The sequence below is a fragment of the Planctomonas sp. JC2975 genome, from assembly GCF_012985205.1.
In the GTDB taxonomy this organism is placed as follows: Bacteria; Actinomycetota; Actinomycetes; order Actinomycetales; family Microbacteriaceae; genus Humibacter.
The window spans coordinates 400227-425335 of sequence record NZ_JABEKS010000002.1 but is presented as its reverse complement, the minus strand read 5'-3'; the positions used below and the strand labels follow the sequence as shown (position 1 = coordinate 425335).

Genomic DNA, 25109 nt, shown 5'->3' with positions numbered 1-25109 from the left:
CGGCATGAGGCGGCACCCCTGTGCGTCCGGGCATTACGGCGGCCTTCTCCCGGAGCGCATGGGGGCGCGCCCCCATGCCGTGCCGCCATGTCGGCGGCACTATATGGACATGGCCGCAACCATCCGCGTGCTGGTCGCCGACGACCATCCGGTCGTGCGCGCCGGACTCGTCGCCCTGCTCGGCACGCTGGAGGGCGTCGAGGTCGTCGGAGAGGCCGCCGACGGCGCGGGCGCGGTCCGGGAGACGGTGCTGTCGCGACCCGAGGTGGTCATCCTCGACCTGCGCATGCCGGGCGTCGACGGGATCGAGGCGGCGCGCCGCATCCGGAGGGATGCGCCGGGCACCGCGATCCTCGTGCTGACGATGTTCGACGACGACGACCTCGTCGCCGATGTTCTGTCGGCCGGCGCGAACGGATATCTTCTCAAGGGTGCCGAGCCCGAGGAGATCGAGCGCGCGGTGCGCACGGTCGCGACAGGTGCGACGATCCTCGCTGCACCCGTCGCGGGAGCCGCACTCGCGGGTGCCGGTCTTTCAGGTTCGGGGCTCTCGAGCGCGCGTCGCGGGCGACGCGCGGATCCGTTCCCCGCCCTCACCGCACGCGAGCGCCAGGTGCTCGACCTGATCGCCGCCGGACGCTCGAACGGCGACATCTCCGACCGACTCGGGATCGCCGGCAAGACGGTCGGCAACCACGTGTCGGCCATCTTCCTCAAGCTCGGCGTCGCAACCCGGTCAGAGGCGATCGTGCTCGCGCGCGACGGCGGGTACGGATCGTGATCCTGCGACGCACCGGCCTCGTACTCGCCCTGCTGCTATCGGCTGCCGCGATTCCGTCTGCCTTGGACATCGAGGCGGATCCGTCCACGGGCGAAGTCGGACCGCTGTCGGTCATCGTGGCCGTGCTGACCTGCGCCATCCTCGTCGTGACGATCGCACTCTTCCTGCCGGCCTGGCGCGGACTGCGGTGGGCGACGGTCGCCATCGCCTGCGCGCAGTTGGCCGGGATCCTCACGGCGCTGCCCGTGTTCTTCGCGCCGGCGAACGTGGTGCCGCCCGGCGGTGTGATCCTGGCCACGGTGGGCACGCTGGTCACCATCGCGATCGTCGCGATGATCCTCTCCGACGCCTCCGACCTCGTGCTGGCACTGCTCGCGGTGATCGTGGTGCTCGCCGTCTATGCGGGCGTGGTCGCGGTGGGCACGCTCATCGTGCCGGCGTCGGCGCTGCGCCTCGTGCAGACTCTTACGGCTGTCGTCATCGCGATCGCGTTCGCGCCGCTCGTGCTGCTTCTGCGACGCACCGTCGGCCGTGCCCTGTACGGCGGGCGCGTCGAGCCAGCCGCGACGGCACTCCGTATCGGCCGCCGTGTGCTCGACGGGACGGACGCGCTCACCGCGGCACTCGATGAGGCGGCCGCCGCCCTGCGGCTGCCGCGCATCGAACTCGTCGACGGCCAGGCGGTCATCGCGTCGGGCACGTCCGGGCAAAGCCCGGAGGACGCCACTGCGGACGTTCCGCTCGGCGCGGGCGAAGGCTTCCTGCTGCGGGTGACCCTGCGTCGAGGCGAACGGTCCCTGCACAGGGACGATCGGGCTGCGCTGGCCCTCATCGCCCCGCCGCTCGTTCTGCTGGCCCGCGAGTCAGCGCTCCTGGCGCAGGTTCGTGCGGCGCGGGCATCCCTCGCCGACACCCGGGAACGCGAACAACTCTCCCTGCATCGCGACCTGCACGACGGCCTGGGTCCGCTGCTCACGGGCGCGGTGATGCGAGCGGATGCCGCACGCAACCTCCTCACGACCGACGACGTCTCAGCGGCCGAGCAGCTCGACGCCTCCCGTGCTGACCTCCGCACCGCTATCGCCGAGGTGCGTCGCGTCGTCTACGGCCTGTGGCCGGTCGAACTGGAGCAGCGCGGACTCGGCGCCGCGATCGCCGCACGGGCAAGAGCAGCCGGAATCGACGTCACGGTACCGTCCGAGGTTCCACCGTTGCCACCAGCCGTCGAACTCGCCGCGTACCGGATTGCGTGCGAGGCCATCGCCAACGTGGAGCGGCATTCGCCAGGATCATCTGCCTCCCTCCACTTCGCGATCAGCGGGAAAGCGGCCGAGCTCGTCGTCACCAACGCGACGGAGTTCAGCACCCCGGGAGATCGCAGATTCCCTCACGGCATGGGTCTGACGTCGATGCAGCAGCGGGCGGAGGAGCTCGGCGGATCCGTCGAAGCCGGTCCCGTTCAGAATGGCTGGAGCGTCATCGTGCGCCTTCCATACGACACCGAGCTCGCACTCCCTCCGACAGACGGAGACGGCTCGTGAGGCGCGACATCCTGTTCGTCGGTGCGGATGCCGGCGGCAATATCCCGCCCGTCATGGCAGTCGCACGCGAACTCGCCGGACGGGGCCATCGGGTGGCAGCCGCCGGGTTCACCCCTCGTTCCTCCGGGATCGAGCCGGTGCCGCTCTCGGCGCTTCTCGGACACGAGCCGGGCCCGGCGACGACCGGATTCGGACAGCTGACCGGGCTGATCCGCTTGGGCATGAGTCCTGCCGTCGGCCGTCAGGTGCACGAAACCATCCTGCGACGACGACCGGATGTCGTCGTCATCGACGCCATGATGATCACGGCGATCCGCGCAGCGCAACGCTGCCCCTCCCCCGTCGCCGTGCTGTTCCACTCCTTCGGGGCGTTCTTCGACGGACCCATGGCGAAAGGCCCGGCGAACATCGCGCTGCGGCCCGTCGGCTTGAGCCCTGTCCGGTTGTGGTCCGCTGCCGACGAGCGTCTGGCGCTGACGGACCGAGCGCTGGATCCGCTCACCGACACCGGCGACACCGTCGGCTTCCAGTGGACCGGCACCACCGAACACGGTGCCGCACCCGAACCCCGCGCTCCGCATGCCGACCCGCTCGTGCTGGTCAGCCTGAGCAGCGTGTGGCAACACGGCCAGGACGAGGTGTACCGGCGCATCATCGCTGCGCTCGGCCGACTCCCCTTACGAGCGATCATCACCCGCAGCACGCCGACCTCGCCGTTCACGGGCGAGATCCCGCCGAATGTCGAGATGAGAGGCCGCACGCCGCACGCCGGCATCCTTTCTCGCGCATCGCTTGTGATCGGACACGGCGGGCACTCGACGACCCTCGCCGCCCTCGCACACGGGGTGCCGCTCCTCATCCTGCCGATGAATCGCATGTCCGATCAGCCTCTGATCGGACGCATCGTGCAGCAGAACGGTCTCGGGCTCACGCTGCGCCGATCGGCGAAACCGGCTGCCATCATGCAGGCCGTGCGAAGCATCCTCGCCGATCCTACGGTTGCCGCCAACGCCTCGCGAGCCGGTGTGCGGCTCCGCGACGAGCACGGCGCCGGCGTCGCAGCCGACCGCATCGAGGCGCTCGCCCGGGAAGCGTGAAGTCGCCGCAGGCCGATCCCGAGGATTCTCAGCCCGCTTGGACGGCGGACGGCAACTCGTTGATGGCCCTGATGAGCTCGAAGAGGTCGCCGACGCGATGGGGTTCGAGGCGGAGGGCGATCCGCGGCAACCCGAGCCGGTCGTCGTCCTGACGCTCGGCGCGCAGCGGTTCGACGCGACGGATGCCATCGGTCGCGAACACGCCGAACCGAGCATTGAGGCGCTCCAGCTCGGCATCCGTCGGCTCGTGCCGCAGGCGCAGCACCAGCAGATCACCCACCCAGCGGAGCGAGTCGTAGTTGCGCCAGAACCCGGTGATCTCGGCAACAGCCGTGTCGACGGAGTCGGTGATCACCACCCGGTCGAAGTCGTTCGGCGCGATCACCCCTGACGTCACGAGCTGCTCGTCGACATACTTCTTCAATCCGGTCCAGTTGGTTCCGTCCGGTGCATCGAGCAGCACGATCGGCACGGGTTCCGCCTTGCCTGTCTGCTGCAGCGTGAGCAGCTCGAACATCTCATCGAGCGTCCCGAACCCTCCTGGCAGATAGATGAACCCGCTCGACTCCTTCACGAGCATGAGCTTGCGGGTGAAGAAGTACTTCATCGTGACGACGTTGGGCTCCTCCTGCACCGACGCGTCGGGATGCTCCTCGAACGGCAAGCGGATGGACACCCCGATGGACTTCTCCGGTCCTGCGCCCGCGACCGCCGCCTGCATGATGCCGGGACCTGCGCCCGTGACCGCCATCCATCCACGGCCCGCGAGGGCTGCCGCCACGCGCGTGGTCTGCACGTAGAGGGCATCCTGAGGCTTCGTCCGCGCGGAACCGAAGATCGTGACCTTCTTCACGTCGTGGAACGGTGCGAAGAGCCGGAAGGCCGCGCGCATCTCCTGGAGCGCCGCCGTAGAGATCTTGAGGTCGAGGCGGCCCGGCGCATCCGTTCCAAGGCCGAGCGACGTCTGCATCATGCGCGCGACGAGGTCGCGGTCCTCGCGGATACCGGCTTCGGCGATCAGGCGCGCGATGCCGTCATCGTCGGGGCGGACGGCGTCGACGGGTTCGTGAGGCATGGATTCAGGATGTCACGCCCGCCGTCGCGCAGCGTCTGGCCGCCTGCGAGCGTCGGCGAGTCGCAGTGTGCCTGTGCCGGTGGCCCTTCGGCCCACTCCGCCCGCTCCGTGAGCTCGGGCGTCGTTCGGTCAGCTGGCTGCCAGGGCGGCGACGACGTCGCCGACGGCGACCTTCGTACGGTCGCCCGTTCGGCGGTCCCAGAGCTCGACGACGCCGTCTGCGGCATCCCGTCCGACGATCACGATGCGCGGCACGCCGACGAGCTCGGCGTCGCCGAACTTGACGCCGGGCGACACCTTCTGGCGGTCGTCGTAGAGCACGTCGAGTCCGGATGCCTCCAGCGACGCGACGACGCCGTCCGCGATCCCGTACACCGCCGAGTCCTTGCCCGTTGCCACGACGTGCACATCGAACGGTGCAACCGACTCCGGCCAGATGAGGCCCTTGTCATCGTTGTTCTCCTCGGCGATGATTGCGAGGATGCGCGTCACGCCGATGCCGTATGAGCCCATCGTGACCGTGACCAGCTTGCCGTTCTCGTCGAGCACCTTGAGGCCGAGGGCCTCCGCGTACTTGCGACCAAGTTGGAAGACGTGGCCGATCTCCATGCCACGGGCGAGCTCGACAGGACCGGATCCGTCCGGTGCCGGATCGCCCGGCAGCACCTCGGCGACCTCGACCGTGTCGTCCCACGTGAAGTCGCGGCCGGCGACGAGGCCGAGCACATGCTTGCCGTCGATGTTCGCGCCGGTGACCCATCCGGATCCGTCGACGACCCGAGGGTCGACGACGTAGCGGATGCCCGTGCGCGACTCCTCGCCGAGCACCTGGCCTTCCGGCGACCAGGGCCCGATGTAGCCCTTGACGAGTCCGGGATGCTTCGCGAAGTCCGCTTCGGTCGCCGGTTCCACCTCGGCCGGCGCGAACGCCACCTCGGCGCGCTTCATGTCCACCTCGCGGTCGCCGGGCAGCCCGACGACGACGACCTCGCGCGTTCCGTCGAGGTCGGTCAGGCCGAGCACGACGTTCTTCAGCGTGTCGGCCGCGGTCCACGCGCGACCGTCCGGACGCGGATGCTTCTCGTTCGCGATCGCGACCAACGACTCGATCGTCGGCGTGTTCGGGGTGTCGACGACCTCCTGGGGCGTCAGCTTCTCGTACGAGCGCGCCGCGGGGGCCGTCGTGACATAGGCCTCGACGTTGGCCGCGTATCCGCCCGCCGATTGCACGAACGTGTCCTCGCCGACCGGCGTCGGGTGCAGGAACTCCTCGCTGCGCGATCCGCCCATGGCACCGGCATCCGCTTTCACAATGACGTAGTCGAGCCCGAGGCGCGCGAAGATGCGTTCGTACGCATCGCGCTGGGCCATGTAGCTGGTGTCGAGGCCGGCGTCGGAGGAGTCGAAGGAGTAGGCGTCCTTCATGGTGAACTCGCGACCGCGGAGCAGACCGGCGCGCGGACGCGCCTCATCGCGGTACTTGTCCTGGATCTGGTAGATCGTGATCGGCAGGTCCTTGTACGACGAGTACAGGTCCTTCACGAGCAGCGTGAACGCCTCCTCGTGCGTGGGCGCGAGCAGGTAGTCGCCGCCCTTCCGGTCCTGCAGACGGAACAGGAGGTCGCCGTACTCGTCCCATCGACCGGTCGCCTGGTACGCCTCACGCGGCATCAGCGCCGGGAAGTGCACCTCCTGCGCGCCGGCGGCCGACATCTCCTCGCGGATGATCTGCTCGATCTTCGCCTTCACGCGCAGACCGAGGGGCAGCCAGGCGAAAATGCCCGCTGCCTGACGCCGGATGTATCCGGCGCGCACGAGCAGCTTGTGGCTCGTGACTTCGGCGTCGGCGGGGTCTTCACGAAGGGTGCGGAGGAAGAAGTTGGAGAGACGGGTGACCACCTGTCAAGTCTAGGGTTGACCCCGTGCCCCATCGTCGCGCGCGCCTGACCGCCTCCACCGCCCAGGGTCAGCTCGCCGAGGCGCTCGCCGATCTGCGGTCGCGGTTGCAGCTCCCCGCGGAGTTCCCGGCCGATGCCCTCGCGGAAGCGGCGGCGGCGACGGCCGTTCCCCCGCAGCTCGACCTGAGAGACATTCCGTTCGCGACGCTCGATCCGCTCGGATCCCGCGACCTCGACCAGGCGTTCCACCTTCAGCGGAACGGATCCGGGTGGCGAGTCAGGTACGCGATCGCGGACGTGCCGGGTTTCGTCCGCGCCGGCCGCGCGATGGATGCCGAGGCCCGCCGTCGCGGCGAGACGCTGTACGCGGCCGACGGCACCATCCCGCTGCACCCGAGAGAGATCAGCGAGGACAAGGGGTCGCTCCTGCCAGGACGCGACCGCCCGGCGTTCGTCTGGACCATCGACTTGGACGATGCCGGCGCCGAGACGGCTCACGAGGTGACGAGGGCGTGGGTGCGCTCACGCGTGCAGCTCGATTACGCGTCGACGCAGGCAGACTTGGATGCCGGTTCCACCGACACACCGGCGGCCCTGCTGCCCGAGATCGGTCGCGCCCGTCTCAAGCAGGAGCGTCTGCGCGGCGGTGCGAGCCTCAACCTTCCTGACGAGGAGATCGTGCGAGACGCCTCCGGCTCGTACGGCATCGAGCGGCGGCGCCCGCTCCCGGTCGAGGACTGGAACGCCCAGCTCTCGCTGATGACGGGTATGGCGGCGGCCTCGATGATGCTGGACGCAGGGATCGGCATCCTGCGCACCATGCCCGCCGCGGACGACGTCGCGCTGAACGCCTTCCGCGTTCGCACCGTCGCCCTCGGCCTGCCGTGGCCCCATGGCGTGCGGTACGGGGACTACCTGCGCAGCCTCGACCGTGAGGACCCGCAGACACTCGCCGTGCTGCAGGCTGCCGCATCCCTGTTCCGCGGTGCCGGCTATGTCGCCTTCGACGGTGCGCCCCCGCCGAACCCGTTGCAGGCTGCCGTCGCGGCGCCCTACGCGCACGTCACGGCGCCCTTGCGTCGGCTCGTCGACCGCTGGGGACTCGTCGTGAGCGCGGCGGTCTCGAGCGGAGCATCCGTGCCCGACTGGGTGAGGCAGAGCCTTCCCGACGTGCCTGGGCTGATGCACACCGCGATCGAGAAGGAGTCGCGGCTGGCGTCAGGCTCGATCGATCGCGTCGAGGCCGCTCTGCTCCGCGACCGCGTCGGTGAACGGTTCGCGGCCTGGGTGCTCGAGGTGCAGGACGGGAGGGCCAGGGTACAGCTGACCGACCCGATCGTCACCGTCTCGTGCCGCGCCGAAGCCGGCGTCGTCGCGGGTGACACGATCACCGTCGTGCTGCAGGGCGCGGACATCGCCGGCGGAACCGTGCGCCTCGAAGCCGAGACCGGCGAGCCGACGGATACGAGCGACGACCATTCATCCCACTCGAAACCCTCCGGAACAGCGCCGGCCGACACTCCGGAGGAATCACGATGACCACGGTTCTGCTGACCGGATTCGAGCCGTTCGGATCGGACGCCGTCAACCCGTCGGGCGACGCGGTGCGTCTCGTGGCGTCGCGGTGGCGCGGTCCGGAACGGCTGGTCACGGACATCCTGCCCGTCGCGTTCCGCGGATCCGTGGAGCGTCTCACCGAGCTCATCGAGACGAACGAGCCCGATGTCGTGATCGCGACGGGGCTGGCGGGCGGGCGCTCGAAAGTGTCCGTCGAGCGCGTCGGGGTGAACCTCATCGACGCTCGGATCCCGGACAACGACGGCGATCAGCCGGTCGACGTGCCATCGCTTGCCGATGCACAGGCCGCGGTGTTCGCGTCACTGCCGGTGAAGGCGATCGTGCGCGACATCGCCGCCGCCGGCATCCCGGTCGCCCTCTCGCTGAGCGCCGGTTCGTACGTGTGCAACCACGTTCTGGTTCACGCCGCATCGTGGGCTCAGGGCTCGGACAGGCGTGCCGGATTCATCCACGTGCCATGGGCTGTCGGTCAGGCGACGAACGGCGAACCCGAGCTTCCGCTCGACGACCTGGCCCGTGCGATCGAGATCGCCGTGCGCACGACGCTCAGTACCCGTGCCGATATCGACACGGCCGGCGGAACGCTGCACTGACGCCGGAGGCGCCGCGCCTCAGTGGCCGACGGCGACGGTCGGCTCGCCGGACGGCCGCTCGTCGGCCATCTCGGCGGCGATGCGGTTCGCCTCGGCGATCAGGGTCTGAACGATCTCCGCCTCCGGCACGGTCTTGATGACCTCGCCCTTGACGAAGATCTGGCCCTTGCCGTTGCCGGATGCCACGCCGAGGTCGGCCTCGCGCGCCTCACCGGGACCGTTGACGACGCATCCCATGACGGCCACGCGCAGCGGAACGCTCATGCCCTGCAGGCCTTCCGTCACGCTGTCGGCGAGCGTGTAGACATCGACCTGCGCGCGTCCGCACGACGGGCACGACACGATCTCGAGCTTGCGCTCCCGCAGGTTGAGCGACTGCAGGATCTGCAGCCCTACCTTCACCTCTTCGACCGGCGGGGCGGAGAGGGAGACGCGGATGGTGTCGCCGATGCCCTCTGACAGCAGGATGCCGAACGCCGTCGCCGACTTGATGGTGCCCTGGAACGCCGGCCCCGCCTCGGTGACACCGAGGTGCAGCGGCCAGTCGCCGCGCTCGGCGAGTTGACGGTACGCCTTCACCATGACGATCGGGTCGTTGTGCTTGACGGAGATCTTGAAGTCGTGGAAATCGTGCTCCTCGAAGAGGCTCGCCTCCCACACTGCGGACTCGACGAGTGCTTCGGCCGTCGGCTTGCCGTACTTCTGCAGGATGCTGGGCTCCAGCGATCCCGCGTTCACGCCGATGCGGATCGAGACGCCGGCCTCTTTGGCGCGCCGCGCGATCTCGCCGACCTGGTCGTCGAACTTGCGGATGTTGCCGGGATTCACGCGAACGGCGGCGCATCCGGCGTCGATCGCGGCGAACACGTAGTTCGGCTGGAAGTGGATGTCGGCGATCACCGGGATCTGCGACTTCTTCGCGATGATCGGCAGCGCCTCGGCGTCGTCGCGGCTGGGCACAGCAACGCGCACGATGTCGCATCCGGATGCCGTCAGTTCGGCGATCTGCTGAAGCGTCGCGTTGATGTTCGTGGTCGGCGTGGTGCACATGGACTGCACGCTGACGGGAGCGTCGCCGCCCACGAGCACCTTGCCCACGCGGATCTGGCGCGATTTGCGGCGCGGGTGGAGCACTTCGGGGACGGTCGGCATACCGAGATTCACTGCTGGCACGGCACTCAGTCTAGGTCGCGCGACACGGGCGGATCGGGCGGGGCGAGCACGCCCAGCCGACGCGCACGTCGCGCTCAGGCTGACGGTCGACTGCTCGCGACCAGCTCCACCACCGCCTCCGCGACCGTATCGGGGTACTCGATGTGCGCGGAATGGCCGCAGTCCGGAAGGGCGAGTTCGCGATAGCTGCCTCCGGCGTTCGCGTACCGCTCCAGGACGGCCCTGGTCTGCGCCAGCATGGGCTGCGGCGGTGCGACGTCCTCGCCCGGCCACCCGGGCACGACGCCCGCTTTGCCGAGCGTGTTGAGGTCGAAGAACGTCTCGTCGCCGACGATCGCGTCTCGTGTTCCGTGGATCCACAGGATGGGCGGCGTCTGCGGCAGATCGACGATGCCCGTCACGTCGAAATACTTCGGCGCCATGGTGTTCAGCACCCCTCGAGGTCCGGGTGCCATGCCGGGCCAGTTCGGAGACTCCACAGCGTCGCCCGGATAGTTCTCCGCGCCCGTCACCGTGGTGAGCATGGACTCCACCCAGACGTCCTCGAATTCACCCGAGTACCCGGGAGCGACGTAGGAGGAGCGGAACACCGTACGGGGCGAGGTCGGGGCGTCGTCCGTGCGGTCGCCGTCCGCGAGCCGCGCGACGAAGTCCGGGTTGGCCGCGCCGGCGCCCACACCGGCGTCGTCGTCGGTGAGGCGCGAGCCGTCTGCTGCCGTCCCGCCGAATCCGTACGGGGAGACGGGCGAGATGAGGGTGACGGATGCCACGGAGTCCGATCGGTCGAGCAGCTGCTGCAGCACGACGCCGCCGCCCATGCTCCATCCGACGAGGTGCACGCGGCCGAGCTCCAGCGCGTCGATCACGGACCACACGTCGTCGGAGAAGTCGCGAACGCCCCTCGTCGCATCCACCGGGAGGGTCTCGCTGCCGCCGAAGCCGCGCAGGTCGACCGCGAGCGCCCGCAGCTGAACCGGTAGCCGCAGCATGACCGGCTGGAAGAACAGAGACGACGAGCAGTTGCCGTGCACGAAGACGACGGTCTCCGCTTCTGCAGCGGTCTCCGCCTCGCGTTCGAGGACGTTCGCGACGAGGCGTTCCGTGCGAACGCTCAGCTCGGCGATGCCGTCGAAGACGGTGCGCACATCGGTCATCGCACGTCCTCCTTCTCCAGCGCGACCCTGAAGGGAGGTTCGGTCGCCGCTTTCACCTGGTCGATCGTCACGTCGGGCGCTAGTTCGCGCAGCACGAGGCCCTCCGGCGTGACGTCGAAGACGGCGAGGTCGGTGATGATGCGGTCGACAACGCGTTTGCCGGTCAGCGGAAGGGAACACGCGTCCACGATCTTCGGGGAACCGTCCCTGGCGACGTGCTCCATGAGCACGATCACGCGACCGGCGCCGTGCACCAGATCCATGGCGCCGCCCGGACCCTTCACCATCTTGCCGGGGATCATCCAGTTGGCGAGATCGCCCGTGGCGGACACCTGCATGGCGCCGAGGATGGCGGCGTCGATCTTGCCCCCTCGGATCATGCCGAAGCTCAGGGCCGAGTCGAAGAAGGCGGCACCGGGCAGCACCGTCACCGTCTCCTTCCCCGCGTTGATGAGGTCGGCATCGACGGCGTCCTCTGTCGGATACGGGCCGACGCCGAGGATGCCGTTCTCTGACTGCAGCACGACCGTGACGCCGTCCGGCACGTAGTTGGGCACGAGCGTCGGAAGCCCGATGCCGAGGTTCACGTAGGCGCCGTCCGGCAGTTCCAGAGCCGCGCGCGCGGCCATCTGCTCTCGCGTGAGTGCCATGGTCAGTCCGCCTTCCGCACTGTGCGTCGTTCGATGCGCTTCTCGATGTCGGAGCCGACCTCGACGATGCGGTGCACATACGCGCCCGGCAAGTGCACGGCATCCGGATCGATCGTCCCCGGTGGCACCAGCTCCTCCACCTCGGCGACGCAGATCCGACCGGCCATCGCGGCCAGCGGCGAGAAGTTGCGCGCGGACTCGTGGAAGACGAGGTTGCCGTGGCTGTCTCCGCGCAAAGCGTGCACCAGTGAATAGTCGGTCGTGATGGCCTCCTCGAGCACGAACTCCTTGAGGGTCCCGTTCACGTCGAACGAGCGGACCTCCTTCGCCGGCGACGCCACCGCGACGGTGCCGTCCGGGTTGTGCCGCAGCGGGAGCCCACCATCGGCCATCTGTGTGCCCACGCCGGTCTGGGTGAAGAAGGCCGCGATGCCGCTGCCTCCCGCACGCAGCTTCTCCGCGAGCGTCCCCTGCGGCGTCAGGTGCACCTCCAGCTCGCCGGTGAGGAACTGCCGTTCGAACTCCTTGTTCTCCCCCACGTACGACGACGTCATCGTGCTGATGCGCCTGGCTTGCAGCAGGATGCCGAGGCCCCAGTCGTCCACGCCGCAGTTGTTGCTCACCACCGAGAGCCCGCCGACACCGGAGTCCAGCACGGCCCTGATGAGCGCCATCGGATTTCCGCACAGTCCGAAACCGCCCACCGCGATGCTCGCGCCATCGGAGATGTCGGCGACGGCCTCTGCCGCGCTGCCCACCCGTTTGTCTATCGTCATGCCGATTCAGCCTCCTCGCTGCTGGGTTCCGCCTTGCGTGCTGCGCGCTCCACGACGGGTGCGACCTGGTCGATGCCGTGGTCGGTGAGCACGATCGAGTAATGGTTGACGTCGTCGACGTCGGTGAGCACCATGCCGGGGACGAGCCCCGCTGCCGCGGCTATGACGGCATCCGGATACAGCCCCGGCGTCTCGTTCAGAAGGCCGCGGGGCGCACGCAGGAAGCTCACCGGAACGCGCAGTCGCGTCAGGGCCTCCCGGTATCCGTCGCTGCCGTCCTGCTGCACGATGTTCGTGGCGACGGCTGCCAGCTGCGCCGACGATCGGAATCCGCCGTCGGTCTCGTCGAGGTCGTAGTCGATGTAGGCGGCGACCTCGTCGTTCCAGTTCTCTGCGAAGGCCGGATGCGCGCGCCAGAAGTCCGCGTAGGCATCCCGCGACGGGTACACCCGCGTCAGCCGCTCCCCTGCCGGGCCGAGCAGGTAGGCGGCGGCATCCTCAGGAGCGACGTCGTCGGGAACCCGGAAGGGCAGCGGAAGGCCGCCGTCCACGAGAACGAGACCGGCCACCCTGTCCGGATGCTGGTCGGCCGTGCGCACGGCGACGAAGCCTCCCATCGAGTGGCCGACGACAAGGGCGCGGTCGACCCCGAAGGCATCCAGGAGAGCGGCCATGTCGTCAGCGTGGTCTCGCATACCCCACGGCGCAGGCAGAGCGTTGCTGCGGCCTCTGCCGCGCAGGTCGGGCGCGATGATGCGCCGCCGGGCCAGCCGGTCGGCGAGCAGCGGCCACTCACGGTGCGTCGCCGTGATGCCATGGATGGCGAGCACAGGCATGCCGGCGGCGTCGGGGTTCCACTGGGCCCCGGCGAGCTCGCCGCCTCTGACGGGTACGCGGAACGGCCGGTAGTGTGCGCGCGAGGCGCCCGCCGAGTCGGATGCCGTCATCGCGCGCTCCATCCGCCGTCCATCGTGTAGCTCGCCCCGGTCACCATTCCGGCCTCATCACCGGCGAGCCAGAGGGCGAGGGATGCGACCTCCCCCGGCTCGACGAGCCGCTTGATCGCGCTCTCGGTCAGCATGACCTGCTCGACGACATCCGCCTCGGCGATGCCGTGCACCTTCGCCTGGTCGGCAATCTGCTTCTGCACCAGAGGCGTGTTGACGTACGCCGGATTGATGCAGTTGCTCGTCACGCCGTGCGGGCCGCCTTCCAGCGCCGTCGTCTTCGACAGGCCCTCCAGGCCGTGCTTGGCGGCCACGTAGGCCGACTTGTAGGCGGATGCCCGCAGGCCGTGCACGCTGGACAGGTTGATGATGCGACCCCAGCCGCGCTCGTACATGCCTGGCAGCACGGCGCGGATCAGCAGGAACGGCGCCTCGAGCATGAGGCGGATGATCCGCTGGAACTGCTCGGGCTCGAACTCCTCGATGGGTCGAACGTGCTGGATCCCCGCGTTGTTGATCAGGATGTCGACGTCGAGCTGCACGTCGGCGAGCGCTTCCAGGTCGGTGAGGTCGACCTGCCAAGCGTGGCCGCCGATTTCCTCGGCGACGCGCTGGGCTGCTTCACCGTCGAGGTCGGCGACGGTGACGAGGGCTCCGGCATCCGCGAACGCCATCGCGCATGCTCGCCCGATACCGCTCGCTCCTCCCGTGATGACTGCGCGGCGCCCCGCGAGCGCGGGGTCCGAATGCTTCGGCATGGTCGCTCCGTCCTTGTGGATTCTCCGGCTGGGTTCGGGACACTCAGTCCGCTCGGAAGTCGTCGACGGTCAACCCCGTCGGATGGCCGGGCTGCCATTGCGTCAGTTCGATGGCATAGCCGTCGGGATCGGACAGCATGCACGTGCGCGGCCCGGTCGCCCCGCCCGGCATGCCCACCTCGCCGACGGAGACGCCCGCGTCACGGAGGCGTCCGAGCAGGTCTTCCAGATCGTCGACCTGGATCGCGATGTGGTTCAGGCCCGCCGCGGGACCACCGGCGACCGTGCCGTCCGCAACGAGCTCGATGGAGACGAACTCCTCGTCCGGCAGCTTCAGCATGGTGAGCGCCCCGATCTCCGCCTCGGCCACGGAGCCGACGACTTCGTAGCCGAGCGCACCGTAGAAGGCGACGGATGCCGCAGGATCGGACACCGTGATCCCGGTGAGAATCGTCCGCACGCTGGACCCCCTCCACGTCGCCGGCGGCGCCTCGATGCGCCACGCCCAGCGTCGCATCGCGGCCGCGGTCAGGCAAGGGATCGTGTCGGGCGCGCCGCCCGGATTCCGCTCGGCTGCGCGGACGAGCAGGTCGGGGTCAGTGGATCTGCCGCTGAGGGTGACCAGAAAGGTCCCCTCGCTGCTCGGTCACAAGGGCCGACGAGCGGTCACGGACGTGCAACAGCGCTCTCGGGTGCTGGAGGGATCAGCCGGGCAGACTGATCGGCTTGACGATGTCCGCGTAGGCGAGGAGAAGACTCATCGCGCCGAGCACAATGATGACCGCGTACGTGAGCGGCATGAGGCGTGCCATGTCGACCGGCTTGGGTGAGGATCCCCTACGGGTCGCCGCGAACCAGCCGCGCTTGATCCACTCCCAGATGGCGCCGGCGATGTGGCCGCCATCCAGGGGAAGCAACGGAATCATGTTGAAGACGAACAGCGCCAGGTTGAGCGAGGCGAGCAGGCTCAGCATGAGCTGGATCTTCGACACGAACGCGTACGAGGAACTGTCGGCGATCTCGCCCGCCATCCGGCCGACGCCGATGATGCCGACCGGACTGGAGGCGGAGCGCTCGTCCGGTCCGAACGCGGCATTCCAGACACCGACCATGCGCTGCGGGAGGTTGATGACGACGCCGGCGACCTGACCGAGCTGCTGTCCCGTGGTGGCGACGGCGGTGCCGAAGGACTGCGGCTGCAGTTCGGTCGTCGGCGCGATCCCGATCATGCCGACGTTCTTCACGACCGTCGCGCCGGATGCGTCCGACACCTCGGCCTGCGTCTGCTTCGGCGTCACCTGCAGAGTGACGCGCCGGCCGTCGCGAACCACGACCACCGGAACGGTTCGGCCGGCGGAGCCCTGGATCTTCGTGGAGAGCTGCGTCCAGTCGGTGATGGCCGTGCCGTCGTACTCCACGACGCGATCACCGGACTTGAAGCCCGCCGCAGCAGCCGGAGATGCCGGATCGGAGGTCGAACACGTGGTCGACGTCGACGTCGCCGGCTTGAGGCACTCCGACACCGACTGAACCGTGGTGCTCGCACCCTGCACACCGATTCCGCACAGCATGATCGCGATGAGCACGAACGCGATCACGAGGTTCATGAACGGGCCGGCGAACATCACGATGATGCGCTTGAGCGGATGCAACAGATAGAAGGCGCGATGCTCCTCGCCCTCAGGAATGGTCTCGGCGCTGGCCTGCCGCGCCTCGTCGGCCATGGTGCCGAGCACGCTCCGACGCTGCTGCTCGCGCTCCTCGCGCGGCGCGCCGATCGCGCCGTCGGTCACGACGAGCGAGTTGTAGAAGCCCGTGGAGGCATCCCGCGGCGCCTCTCCGGGATGCCTCGGTGGGAACATCCCGATCATCGCGATGTATCCCCCGAACGGCAGTGCCTTCACGCCGTACTCGGTCTCTCCCCTGCGGAACGAGAACAGGGTCTTCCCGAAGCCGATCATGTACTGCGTCACCTTGACGCCGAACGCCTTCGCGGCCGTCAGGTGGCCGAGCTCGTGCAGCGCGATCGAGACGGCGAGGCCGACCACGAAGATCAGCACGCCGACGATGAAGGGCAGCACGGAGGACATGCAGAAATGCTAGCCGCGTGCGCCTGGATGCTCCCCCGAAGCAGCATCCGAGAGGGGGCATCCGCAGCCATCGCTCACGAAACCCATAGCCCGGTCACGTTAGGGTGAGGATCTGTTGCCGGTGCTCACCACCGGCCCACTCGCTTCCACTACTCCCCTGAACGAAGAGGACGTCAATGGCTACTGGCCGCGGTGCGAACGGTCCGAGCAAGAAGGACCGCCGGGAGACTGCGCGGGAGCACGCCCGCCTCATGCGCGAGGAGGCCGCGAAGAAGGCCAGGCGCCGCAAGTGGTGGATCCAGGGCTCCGTCGGCGTGGTGATCATCGCCGTGCTGGCCGTTATAGCGCTGGTGATCGTGAATTCGATTCCGCAGGGACAGACATCCGCCGGCCCGAAGAACATGATCAGCGACGGCATCGTCATGACCTCGAGCACGAAGGCCGTGCGCACCCCAGCTCTGCAGGCCGGTGAGTCCCCGACGCCGACCACCCAGTCCGATACGTCGTCCAAGGCGTACATCACCATCTACGAAGACCTGCAGTGCCCGTACTGCCAGCAGTTCGAGCAGACGAACATGTCGCAGATCACGCAATGGCTCGACTCGGGCATCGCCACCCTCGAGTTGCATCCGCTGAACTACCTCACGAGCCAGGGGAACGGCGGATACTCGCTGCGCGCAGGCAATGCGATGGCGTGCGTCGCCGAGTACTTCCCCGACAAGTTCATCACCGTGAACACGGCGTTGTACGCCAAGCAGCCCCAGGAGAACACCGGTGGTCTGCCGAATTCCAAGATCCTGTCGATCCTGAAGAGCGCCGGGGTGAGTTCCGACAACGTCACCAAGTGCGTGAACGACACGAAGTTCACGAGTTGGCTCAATGCCGCGACCTCTCGAGCGACGACGAAGAAGCTGCCGAACTCGAACGTCACGACGTTCGGCGGAACGCCGACGGTGATCGTGAACGGTCAGCAGTACAAGGGATCGCTCACCGACGCGTCCACGTTCGCCTCCTTCGTGGAGTCCGCCGTCGGGTCGTCGTCCACCTCGACGTCGACTCCCACGCCCACTCCGACCGCCACGCAGTGACCCGGCAGGTCTCGTCAGTGGCCGGATGACGATCCGGCCGCAGGCGGGACCGCTGGCGGCACACCGGTTTCCGGCAGACCGAGACGTGCCGCCATGAGCACGATCAGCGCTTCCGTGTAGGCGTCGACATCGTCGACGACGCCGACGTAGTGCCCGAAGATCTCGAACGAGATGTGGCCGAAGAGCTGCGACCACACCTGAACGCCCGCGACCAGGGACGGATGCAGCGCAGGCGGAAGCTCCAGCTGTTCTCCAAGGCGCGAGAACGAGGGTGCCAGTGCATCGCGTGCCGCATCCGGAGGTGGGCGACATCCGGCGGCAGCGGCGTCGAGGAGCAGCCTGGCGAAGAGCATGGCGATGATGGACGCGGGTTGGAGCGTACTCGCCGGCACGCTGTATCCGGGCACCGGCGTGCCGTAGATGAGCGCATATCTGTGCGGGTTCCGCTTTGCCCACTCACGCGCGCTGCGGACGACCACGCCGAAACGATCTCCGAGCTGCGCCCTGTCGACGGAGTGCTCGGCACCCGAGACCCATTCGCCGAGCTCGGTGTGAGCCTGCACGATCAGATCGGTGAGCAGCGCATCACGACTCGGGTAGTGCCGGTAGATCGCCGAGCTGACCACGCCGAGCTCGCGGGCGATGGCGCGCAACGAGATGGTCTCCGCTCCGCCGTTCTCGAGAGTGGCCGCTGCCGCCTCGAGCACCTGCTCGCGCGAGATCACGGGCTTCCGCCCGCGATGGACGGACCGGTCTGTCACCCTGCCATCCTGCCATCGTTCGCCAGGAGTTAGCGATCGGTGCTCTTGAACTCTCGTGACCGATCCCCTAGATTTTTGCGGTGAGCGGTGCTCACAAATCATGCGGGTTCGCGTTCCCGTCGACGCGGACCCGGGAGCATTGCTCCTGAACACCGCTCGCGGATCGCGGTGGTTCCAGAAACGGAGCCATCGCGTCGCTGTCGTCCCCCACGACAGCCGTCGAAACGGAAGCACGAGACACATGACGACTCGACTGGTCATCGGCGCGGGCCTCATCGGCGCACAGCTCGCCGCACAGCTCACCGAGCGAGGCGACTCGGTGCGTGTCGCCACTCGCAGCGGGACCGAGGTCGCCGGCGCTCGGCCCATCCGACTCGACGCCTCCGATGCGGATGCCATCACGCGCGCCGCCGAGGGCGCCGAGACCATCTTCGTGGTCACCAATCCGCCCTACACGTCGTGGCCGCGAGATTGGCCTCCGGTGTTCCGCGCCGCTATCTCCGCAGCCGAACGATCGGGAGCATCCCTCGTCGTCATGGGCAACCTCTATCCGTACGGTTCGCCGACAGGACCGATGACCGAGGACACTCCCGAGCTCACGAACGAGACGAAAGGCCTGGTGCGCAAGGCCGGATGGCACGACGTGCGCGAGGCGACGCTGCAGGGCCGAATCCGTGGTGTCGAGGTTCGAGCCAGCGACTACTTCGGGCCGGGATCGGGTGGCACGGCGCACCTCGGCAGTGCCTTCTTCTCCGGGATCCTGAAGTCCAAGACCGTGCGCGGCGTCGGCGGCGTCGACATCGACCACAGCTGGAGCTACATCCCGGACATCGCCTCCACGTTGGCCGCTGCTGCCGACTGGACAGGGGACTGGGGCCGAGTGTGGCACGTGCCGAGCGGCGCCCCGCATCCCAGGGCCGAGATCGCTGCGCAGTTGAACGCCCTGTACGGGACGACGGGCGAGGCCGCCGAGATTCCGCGCTGGGTTCTGCGCACCGCCGGGCTCGTGAGCCCGATGATGCGTGAGATCCACGCCTCCAGCTATCAGTTCGCCGTGCCGTACGTGATCGACGCCACCGAGACCAGCGAGCGTCTGGGCGTGGAGGAGACGCCATGGCACGAGTCGCTCACGGTGACGGCGGAGTGGTACCGCGCCCGGTTGTGACGGCGTGAAGCGGGTCTCAGACTGAAGCGATGATCGCGTCCGCCCGCTCCCTCGCCCAGCGCTCAGCTTCGGCGAGCACCGTCAGGTCCAGGCTCGCCGGCGCCTCGTGCTCGTCGACGACCCGCTCGATCGTATCCACGATGCCGAGGAATCCGAGGCGTCCGTCGTGGAACGCTGCGACGGCCTGCTCGTTGGCGGCGTTGAACACCGCGGGGTAGGTGCCTGCGGCAACGCCCACTCGCTTCGCGAGCCCGACGGAAGGGAACGCTTCGCCGTCGAGCGGCTCGAATCGCCAGTCGCTCGCCATCGTCCAGTCGATCGGCGTTTCCGCGTCCGGAACACGCTGCGGCCATCCGAGTGCGTGCGAGATGGGCACCAGCATCGTCGGCAAACCGAGCTGCGCCACGACAGCGCCATCGACGAACTCCACCATGGAGTGGATGTACTGCTGCGGGTGAACGACCACCTCGATGCGCTCATAGGGAACGTCGAAGAGCAGGCGCGCCTCGATGACTTCAAGGCCCTTGTTGACGAGGGTCGCCGAATTGGTGGTGATGACGTTCCCCATCGCGAAGTTGGGGTGCCTGAGCGCCTCCTGCGGCGTGACGTCACGCAGCCGTTCCCGTTGCCAGCCACGGAACGGACCGCCGGACGCCGTCACCACGAGTCTGCGCACCTCGCTCGGCGCACCAGCGCGAAGCGATTGTGCGATGGCGGAATGCTCGGAGTCGACGGGCACGATCTGTCCCGGACGAGCCCTCGAGGCGACGAGCTCTCCCCCGACCACGAGGGACTCCTTGTTCGCCAGGGCGAGCGTGACGCCCTTGTCGAGCGCGGCGAGGGTCGGGCCGAGCCCGACGGATCCGGTGATGCCGTTGAGCACCACGTCGGCGTCGACGTCGCGCACGAGCTGCACCGCTTCGTCCACGCCGAGTGCGGTGTGCGAGACGCCGAACTCCGCGGCCTGCGCGTCCATCGCGTCGCGGTTGCGCCCCGCCGCGAGTCCGACCACCTCGAAACGGTCGGGGTTCGCACGGATGACGTCGAGCGCCTGGGTTCCGATGGAGCCTGTGGACCCGAGAATCAGTACCCGTCGCATCCGCTCATCGTATCGGTGCCGGATCCACCTGCTCGAGGAGCACGAAGCGCCCCATCTCGCGTGCGAGAGGGGCGCTTCTGTGCGACGGGATCAGAACGACCGCTGGGGTCAGTGCTGGGTCTCCAGGATGTCGATGACGAAGACGAGCGTGTCCGTGCCCTTGATGCCGGCCTGCGAGTTTCCCGTCGTGCCGTAGCCGTCGGCCGGTGGGATGACGACGAGCACCTGCGAACCGACCTTCTGCCCGACGAGTGCCTTCGTGAACCCGGGGATCACCTGCGAGGTCTGCATCGTGGAGAGACCGCGACCCCAGCTCTGGTCGAAGACCTTGCCGGTGCGCCAGTTGACGCCCTGGTACTGGACGGTGACCGAGTCGCCATCCGCGACAGTGGCACCGTCGCCTTGCTTGAGCTCCTCGATCTTGGTCTCGGTGGGAGCCTTGAGGCTCTTCGGGATGGTGACCGTCGGCTGGCCGCTTGCGGCCAGCTTCACGGTGGGGAATCCGTCCTGAGCGGCCTGCGGGGTGCCGTCGGCCTTCGACGGCACCGACGAGAGGATGTCCACCACGAAGACGACGGTGTCCGTTGCCTTCAGGCTGCTGACGTTCGACGACGGGTCGCCGCCCCAGGCGTCCTTGGCCGTCGCCGTCGTGACCAAGCGGGACCCGACCGGTGCGCACTCCACCGCCTGCGTCAGGCCGGGGATCAGGGAGCCGCCGCCGACGGTGACCGGAATGGTCGCCGTGCCCGCGTATCCGTTGCTCGTGAGCTTCGCACCGCTCGTACCGTTGTAGACGACCATCGAGATGTCGACCGTCGCACCCGTCTTCGCCTGTGCGCCGTCACCCTTGCTGACGTAGCTGCGCTGGGTGTCCGTCGCCTTCAGCGGCTTCGTGAACGTCACCGTCGGCTCCGCTGCGGTGTTGTCCTTGCCGACGTCACCGGTCACCTTGACAGCATCGGAAACGCTGCCCGACTTCGGCGGGTTGCACGCCGTCGACGCGGACTTCGCGGAGGCGGAAGGGGTCGCCGTGCTGGCGCCAGTGCCTGAACCGGCGCATCCGGCGAGCAGCAGGGCGGCAGCGGCGGATACGGCGAGGACTGCTGGGATCTTCAGGCGCACGGCATCGCTTTCTGAATGTGGAGTGGGGGCCACCTCAGTGTGCACCATGCGCCTAGGCTCCCGCTGGGAACGGGCAGGCACGCGCCCTGGAATCGACATCCGGCCGCCCACCGTACGATGGTGGGATGCCCCGCGAATTCTCCGTGCCGCAGTCTCGTGCCGTCCTGACCCCCCTCCCCGGACCGCGCTCCGTCGAGTTGCAGAAGCGGCGTGAAGCATCCGTTTCGCGCGGCGCAGGCACACTGGCGAACATCTACATGGACCACGCCTCCGGCGCGATCCTCGTGGATGTCGACGGCAACCGGCTCATCGACCTGGGATGCGGCATCGGGGTCACGACGATCGGTCACGCGCATCCCGCCGTGGCGGCCGCAGCCTTCGAGCAGGCCAACAAGCTCACGCACACCCTCTTCACCGTGACGCCGTACGAGAACTACGTGCGGGTGGCCGAGAAGCTCGCCGAGATCACGCCTGGCGACTTCGAGAAGCACTCCATCCTGGTGAACTCCGGTGCAGAGGCCGTCGAGAACGCCGTGAAGATCGCACGCAAGTACACCGGTCGCCGGGCGATCGTCTCGCTCGAGCACGCATTCCACGGCCGCACCAACCTCACGATGGCGATGACCTACCGCCCGTGGCCGGAACGCGCAGGCATGGGTCCGTTCCCCGGAGAGCTGTACAGCGTGCCGGGGAGCTATCCGTTCAAGGACGGCCTCAGCGGCGACGAGGCCGCCGACCGGACCATCGACTACATCGAGACGCACATCGGCGCGAGCGAGATCGCCGCGTTCTTCGCCGAGCCGATCCAGGGCGACGGCGGCATCGTCATTCCGGCCGACGGATACTTCGCACGCATCGCCGAGTACTGCCGCGACAACGGCATCGTCTTCGTCGCCGACGAGATCCAGGCCGGAATCGGCCGCACCGGAACGTGGTATTCCATCGAGCACTTCGGCGCCGTCCCCGACCTCGTGACGAGTGCGAAGGGCATCGCAGGAGGGTTCCCGCTCGCGGCCGTCACCGGTCGCGCCGAGATCATGGACGCCGTGCAGCCCGGCGGCATCGGCGGAACCTTCGGCGGCAACCCCGTCTCGACGGCCGCTGCACTGGCGACGTTCGAGGCCATCGAGAGCGAGAACCTGATCGCAGAAGCACAGCGCGTCGAGCGCGTGCTGCGCGCACGGATCGGCGACTGGGCCGAGCGTTTCGGCGTCGTCGGCGAGGTGCGCGGCAAGGGCGCCATGTGGGGCATCGAGCTCGTCGTGCCCGGCACGCGCAAGCCGAACCCCGAAGCGCTCACGGCCGTGTTGCGTCACGCGACGAGCAATGGTGTGATCGCACTCGACTCCGGCAGCTGGGACAGCGTGCTCCGGCTCCTGCCGTCCGTCGTGATCAGCGAGGAGCTCATCGATGACGCCGCGAGCGTGATCGAGGTGGCCCTGGCGGCGCAGTCCGTCTGAGTCGGCCTTTCCGACGTCCTCGGTGAACGTCGGCGAATCGAGCGGTCCCCGAGGGTCTTCGCTCAGGCGGCGAGCAGCAGCGGCTCCCCGGCTGCGGAGACGAACGCTCGCACCTCGCCGACGGGCGATCGGCGGGCAGGTGCCGGTGCGGGCATCCGCGCCTGGCTTCTGCGTGGCGCGCCCGGCTCGCTCGCGCTCGGCAGCAGGTGCTGCGACCGCGTCGATGCCGCGGCTTCCTGGTCACGACGCCTGGCCGTGAGGTCGAGGATCGGGGCCATGCCTCGTGCTGCCGCACGTTCCGCGACGACGAGTTCGACATCCGTTTCGCGCATCAGCTCGCGCAGCGTCACGCCGAGCACGACGCACACCGTCTGGATGATCTCGCTCGAGGGTTCCTTGCGGCCTCGCTCGATCTCCGAGAGGTAGGGAAGGGAGATGGCGGATGCCTGCGACACCTCCCGCAGAGTCAGTCCGCGTGCCTGCCTCAGTCGTCGGATCGCCGATCCGACCGCGTGCCTCAACAGCATCACCGCTCCCTCCGTCGGTTCCCTCAGGCTACGCGCCGCCGGCCGTCGGGTCGTGAGGATGCGTTCTGCTCTGCGCGAAGTCGCCGTCGGCAGAAACGACCGCCTCGGATCGGACCGTCGCCCCAGCATGGGCACACGACGACAGGAGACGACACCATGACGGAGTCCCGCACCATCAGCCCACCGCAGCAGCCCGTTTTCGACCGGCTGCTGGACGACCGCATCCTCTTCCTCGGTGTGGAGGTGGACGACGGCATCGCCAACGAGCTCTGCGCCAAGCTGCTGCTCCTGGCGGCGACGGACCCGCACCGCGACATCCAGCTCTACATCAACTCGCCAGGGGGATCGGTCACGGCCGGCTTCGCCATCTACGACGCGATGCAGTTCGTCAGCCCGGACATCGTGACGGTCGGCATCGGATTCGCGGCGTCGATGGGTCAGTTCCTGCTGAGCTCCGGCACCCCAGGCAAGCGCTTCGTGCTGCCCAACACCAGGGTCGTGATGCACCAGCCGCACGGCGGATTCGGCGGCACCGCCTCCGACATCAGCCGACAGGCGGAGCAGATCGTGAAGTTCAAGAACGAGATGGCGCGCCTCACCGCAGAGCAGACGGGCCACGCGATCGAGGAGATCCTGCGCGACGGCGACCGCGATGCCTGGTACAACGCGAACGAGGCGGTGGACTACGGATTCGCAGACGCCGTGATCTCCTCGCAGGAGGCCTTGTCGGGCACCGGCATCCGCTGAGCACGGTCCATCGATGCTGGGCCGGTGAGCGGCCCGCCGGCCCAGCATCGCCCCCGCCATACGCCCTAAGGTCGATGGCATGCCCGAACGCGACCGCGAGACAGCACGTATCGGCGCCTGGGCGGTCCGTGCCTCGACCGCCGACCTCGTGATCATGGCGACTGCCGCGCTGTCCGTCATCGTGTTCGCCTTCGTGGTGGCCTTCGCTCCACACCCGCAACCGGAACGAGCACCGTCGGATGCGCACTTCCACGCCGGCCTGATCATCAGCGACGCCGCGTTCTACGACCCTGACACCATGACGGCCGTGCAGGTGCAGCGCTTCCTGGAGAAGCAGCAATGCTCTTCGGACGACGGATCCCCGTGCCTCGCCGACTATCGTCAAGACACCCCGGACGAGCCGGCGCAGTACGCGCACTGCGCGGCGATCACGGGTCAGAAGGCGGAACGTGCCAGCTCGATCATCGTTCGGATCGCCCAGGCCTGCCGCATCAGTCCGAAGGTGCTGCTCGTTCTGCTGCAGAAGGAGCAGTCCCTGCTGACGCATCCGAGCGCGTACGGATACCAGAGGGCCACCGGATACGGATGCCCGGACACGGCGGCCTGCGACACGCGCTACTTCGGATTCTTCAACCAGCTCTACAACGCGGCGTGGCAGTTCCGCGAGTACACCGTGGGCGGCGCCTCGTGGCGCTACCACGTCGGGAAGGTGGCCATCCAGTACCACCCGAACGCGGCGTGCGGGTCGAGCGTGGTGGACATCCGCACGCAGGCCACGGCGAACCTCTACAACTACACGCCGTACCAGCCGTCGCCGCAGACGCTGGCGCATCCGGATGTCGCGACCGACTGCTCCACGTTCGGCAACCTCAACTTCTGGCGCCTGTACAAGGAGTGGTTCGGGTCCCCGCTGGTGGAACCGTTCCCGCCCCAGTACGACGGATGCCTCAACCTCACGGGCGGAACACGCTGCACCGTCGATCCCCTCACGGGGCTCTGATACGGCATCGGGCATGCCGTCGCCGGAAT

At 68.4% G+C, this 25109-nt stretch carries 24 protein-coding genes; 10 read left to right on the top strand and 14 right to left on the bottom strand.

Annotated features, from left to right (window positions below; all coding sequences use genetic code 11):
• Positions 1–109: 109 nt before the first annotated feature.
• Genes HII28_RS15330 through HII28_RS20745 form a run of 3 tightly spaced genes read left to right on the top strand, consistent with a single transcriptional unit; the run spans position 110 to position 3419 of the window.
• Complete coding sequence (locus HII28_RS15330; RefSeq protein ID WP_240978110.1) at positions 110–781, top strand: response regulator transcription factor; 672 nt, start codon at positions 110–112, stop codon at positions 779–781.
• Positions 778–2322, top strand: a complete 1545-nt coding sequence (locus HII28_RS15325) for a histidine kinase (RefSeq protein WP_170026646.1) — start codon at positions 778–780, stop codon at positions 2320–2322. The genes HII28_RS15330 and HII28_RS15325 overlap by 4 nt, the downstream gene beginning before the upstream one ends.
• Entirely contained in the window at positions 2319–3419 is a 1101-nt protein-coding gene (locus HII28_RS20745) for a glycosyltransferase (protein ID WP_170026644.1), read from the top strand. Before HII28_RS15325 ends, HII28_RS20745 begins: the two co-directional genes overlap by 4 nt.
• Positions 3420–3447: 28 nt before the next feature.
• Here the strand turns inward: HII28_RS20745 and HII28_RS15315 are convergent, their stop codons facing one another.
• Both HII28_RS15315 and HII28_RS15310 read right to left on the bottom strand, forming a co-directional pair.
• A complete protein-coding gene (locus HII28_RS15315) occupies positions 3448–4494 on the bottom strand; it encodes a TIGR00730 family Rossman fold protein (RefSeq protein WP_170026642.1) in 1047 nt (348 codons plus the stop codon).
• Positions 4495–4623: 129 nt separating this feature from the next.
• Positions 4624–6393, bottom strand: a complete 1770-nt coding sequence (locus HII28_RS15310; protein ID WP_170026640.1) for a proline--tRNA ligase — start codon at positions 6391–6393, stop codon at positions 4624–4626.
• 23 nt (positions 6394–6416) lie between these two features.
• Here HII28_RS15310 and HII28_RS15305 point away from each other — a divergent pair, with 23 nt between their 5' ends.
• Together HII28_RS15305 and pcp are read left to right on the top strand one after the other, a co-directional pair.
• Positions 6417–7931, top strand: coding sequence for an RNB domain-containing ribonuclease (locus HII28_RS15305; protein WP_170026638.1), 1515 nt, complete (start codon positions 6417–6419; stop codon positions 7929–7931).
• On the top strand, positions 7928–8563 hold the full coding sequence (gene pcp / locus HII28_RS15300) for a pyroglutamyl-peptidase I (RefSeq protein ID WP_170026636.1): 636 nt from the start codon (positions 7928–7930) through the stop codon (positions 8561–8563). Before HII28_RS15305 ends, pcp begins: the two co-directional genes overlap by 4 nt.
• An 18-nt stretch (positions 8564–8581) precedes the next feature.
• On the opposite strand, the gene ispG is transcribed toward pcp, so the two are convergent.
• From ispG to HII28_RS15260, 8 genes are all read right to left on the bottom strand, one after another.
• Positions 8582–9715, bottom strand: coding sequence for a flavodoxin-dependent (E)-4-hydroxy-3-methylbut-2-enyl-diphosphate synthase (ispG, locus tag HII28_RS15295; RefSeq protein ID WP_170026879.1), 1134 nt, complete (start codon positions 9713–9715; stop codon positions 8582–8584).
• Positions 9716–9810: 95 nt separating this feature from the next.
• On the bottom strand, positions 9811–10890 hold the full coding sequence (locus HII28_RS15290; protein ID WP_170026634.1) for an alpha/beta hydrolase: 1080 nt from the start codon (positions 10888–10890) through the stop codon (positions 9811–9813).
• On the bottom strand, positions 10887–11540 hold the full coding sequence (locus HII28_RS15285) for a CoA transferase subunit B (RefSeq protein WP_170026632.1): 654 nt from the start codon (positions 11538–11540) through the stop codon (positions 10887–10889). Before HII28_RS15285 ends, HII28_RS15290 begins: the two co-directional genes overlap by 4 nt.
• A 2-nt stretch (positions 11541–11542) precedes the next feature.
• A complete protein-coding gene (locus tag HII28_RS15280; RefSeq protein WP_170026630.1) occupies positions 11543–12316 on the bottom strand; it encodes a CoA transferase subunit A in 774 nt (257 codons plus the stop codon).
• Positions 12313–13263, bottom strand: coding sequence for an alpha/beta hydrolase (locus HII28_RS15275; protein WP_240978101.1), 951 nt, complete (start codon positions 13261–13263; stop codon positions 12313–12315). Before HII28_RS15275 ends, HII28_RS15280 begins: the two co-directional genes overlap by 4 nt.
• Positions 13260–14021, bottom strand: a complete 762-nt coding sequence (locus HII28_RS15270) for a 3-hydroxybutyrate dehydrogenase (protein ID WP_170026626.1) — start codon at positions 14019–14021, stop codon at positions 13260–13262. The genes HII28_RS15275 and HII28_RS15270 overlap by 4 nt, the downstream gene beginning before the upstream one ends.
• A gap of 43 nt (positions 14022–14064) precedes the next feature.
• Positions 14065–14481, bottom strand: a complete 417-nt coding sequence (locus HII28_RS15265) for a VOC family protein (RefSeq protein ID WP_346769358.1) — start codon at positions 14479–14481, stop codon at positions 14065–14067.
• 244 nt (positions 14482–14725) lie between these two features.
• A complete protein-coding gene (locus HII28_RS15260) occupies positions 14726–16111 on the bottom strand; it encodes a site-2 protease family protein (RefSeq protein WP_170026622.1) in 1386 nt (461 codons plus the stop codon).
• Positions 16112–16287: 176 nt separating this feature from the next.
• Between HII28_RS15260 and HII28_RS15255 the strand changes: the two genes are divergently transcribed.
• Positions 16288–17199 (top strand): thioredoxin domain-containing protein, encoded by a 912-nt coding sequence (locus HII28_RS15255; protein ID WP_240978092.1) that lies wholly within the window; start codon positions 16288–16290, stop codon positions 17197–17199.
• 14 nt (positions 17200–17213) lie between these two features.
• Here the strand turns inward: HII28_RS15255 and HII28_RS15250 are convergent, their stop codons facing one another.
• Positions 17214–17960, bottom strand: a complete 747-nt coding sequence (locus tag HII28_RS15250) for a TetR/AcrR family transcriptional regulator (protein WP_170026620.1) — start codon at positions 17958–17960, stop codon at positions 17214–17216.
• A gap of 241 nt (positions 17961–18201) precedes the next feature.
• Between HII28_RS15250 and HII28_RS15245 the strand changes: the two genes are divergently transcribed.
• The gene (locus HII28_RS15245; protein ID WP_170026618.1) at positions 18202–19125 is read left to right on the top strand and encodes an NAD-dependent epimerase/dehydratase family protein; all 924 of its coding nucleotides are present in this window, start codon (positions 18202–18204) and stop codon (positions 19123–19125) included.
• A 16-nt stretch (positions 19126–19141) separates the two neighbouring features.
• Here HII28_RS15245 and dxr read toward each other — a convergent pair whose 3' ends face one another.
• Together dxr and HII28_RS15235 are read right to left on the bottom strand one after the other, a co-directional pair.
• Entirely contained in the window at positions 19142–20224 is a 1083-nt protein-coding gene (dxr, locus tag HII28_RS15240) for a 1-deoxy-D-xylulose-5-phosphate reductoisomerase (protein WP_170026616.1), read from the bottom strand.
• Between the two features lie 108 nt (positions 20225–20332).
• The gene (locus HII28_RS15235) at positions 20333–21394 is read right to left on the bottom strand and encodes an FKBP-type peptidyl-prolyl cis-trans isomerase (protein WP_170026614.1); all 1062 of its coding nucleotides are present in this window, start codon (positions 21392–21394) and stop codon (positions 20333–20335) included.
• A 77-nt stretch (positions 21395–21471) separates the two neighbouring features.
• Between HII28_RS15235 and HII28_RS15230 the strand changes: the two genes are divergently transcribed.
• Positions 21472–22806: an aminotransferase class III-fold pyridoxal phosphate-dependent enzyme gene (locus HII28_RS15230; protein WP_170026612.1), complete on the top strand. Its 1335-nt coding sequence runs from the start codon at positions 21472–21474 to the stop codon at positions 22804–22806.
• Between the two features lie 62 nt (positions 22807–22868).
• Here HII28_RS15230 and HII28_RS15225 read toward each other — a convergent pair whose 3' ends face one another.
• Positions 22869–23333, bottom strand: coding sequence for a helix-turn-helix transcriptional regulator (locus tag HII28_RS15225; protein ID WP_170026602.1), 465 nt, complete (start codon positions 23331–23333; stop codon positions 22869–22871).
• 156 nt (positions 23334–23489) lie between these two features.
• Between HII28_RS15225 and HII28_RS15220 the strand changes: the two genes are divergently transcribed.
• Both HII28_RS15220 and HII28_RS15215 read left to right on the top strand, forming a co-directional pair.
• A complete protein-coding gene (locus HII28_RS15220; protein WP_170026600.1) occupies positions 23490–24080 on the top strand; it encodes an ATP-dependent Clp protease proteolytic subunit in 591 nt (196 codons plus the stop codon).
• 79 nt (positions 24081–24159) lie between these two features.
• Positions 24160–25080: a hypothetical protein gene (locus HII28_RS15215; protein WP_170026598.1), complete on the top strand. Its 921-nt coding sequence runs from the start codon at positions 24160–24162 to the stop codon at positions 25078–25080.
• Positions 25081–25109: the final 29 nt, after the last annotated feature.

Bases quoted from the DNA above. Each gene is read 5' to 3' on its own strand.
- HII28_RS15255 (WP_240978092.1), top strand. From the start codon at position 16,288: ATGGCTACTGGCCGCGGTGCGAACGGTCCGAGCAAGAAGGACCGCCGG.
- HII28_RS15230 (WP_170026612.1), top strand. From the start codon at position 21,472: ATGCCCCGCGAATTCTCCGTGCCGCAGTCTCGTGCCGTCCTGACCCCC.
- HII28_RS15220 (WP_170026600.1), top strand. From the start codon at position 23,490: ATGACGGAGTCCCGCACCATCAGCCCACCGCAGCAGCCCGTTTTCGAC.
- HII28_RS15235 (WP_170026614.1), bottom strand. From the start codon at position 21,394: ATGGTGCACACTGAGGTGGCCCCCACTCCACATTCAGAAAGCGATGCC.
- HII28_RS15215 (WP_170026598.1), top strand. From the start codon at position 24,160: ATGCCCGAACGCGACCGCGAGACAGCACGTATCGGCGCCTGGGCGGTC.
- HII28_RS15280 (WP_170026630.1), bottom strand. From the start codon at position 12,316: ATGACGATAGACAAACGGGTGGGCAGCGCGGCAGAGGCCGTCGCCGAC.
- HII28_RS15315 (WP_170026642.1), bottom strand. From the start codon at position 4,494: ATGCCTCACGAACCCGTCGACGCCGTCCGCCCCGACGATGACGGCATC.
- HII28_RS15260 (WP_170026622.1), bottom strand. From the start codon at position 16,111: ATGTCCTCCGTGCTGCCCTTCATCGTCGGCGTGCTGATCTTCGTGGTC.
- HII28_RS15330 (WP_240978110.1), top strand. From the start codon at position 110: ATGGCCGCAACCATCCGCGTGCTGGTCGCCGACGACCATCCGGTCGTG.
- pcp (WP_170026636.1), top strand. From the start codon at position 7,928: ATGACCACGGTTCTGCTGACCGGATTCGAGCCGTTCGGATCGGACGCC.
- HII28_RS15275 (WP_240978101.1), bottom strand. From the start codon at position 13,263: ATGACGGCATCCGACTCGGCGGGCGCCTCGCGCGCACACTACCGGCCG.
- HII28_RS15225 (WP_170026602.1), bottom strand. From the start codon at position 23,333: ATGCTGTTGAGGCACGCGGTCGGATCGGCGATCCGACGACTGAGGCAG.
- HII28_RS15270 (WP_170026626.1), bottom strand. From the start codon at position 14,021: ATGCCGAAGCATTCGGACCCCGCGCTCGCGGGGCGCCGCGCAGTCATC.
- ispG (WP_170026879.1), bottom strand. From the start codon at position 9,715: ATGCCGACCGTCCCCGAAGTGCTCCACCCGCGCCGCAAATCGCGCCAG.
- HII28_RS15245 (WP_170026618.1), top strand. From the start codon at position 18,202: ATGACGACTCGACTGGTCATCGGCGCGGGCCTCATCGGCGCACAGCTC.
- HII28_RS15285 (WP_170026632.1), bottom strand. From the start codon at position 11,540: ATGGCACTCACGCGAGAGCAGATGGCCGCGCGCGCGGCTCTGGAACTG.
- dxr (WP_170026616.1), bottom strand. From the start codon at position 20,224: ATGCGACGGGTACTGATTCTCGGGTCCACAGGCTCCATCGGAACCCAG.
- HII28_RS15290 (WP_170026634.1), bottom strand. From the start codon at position 10,890: ATGACCGATGTGCGCACCGTCTTCGACGGCATCGCCGAGCTGAGCGTT.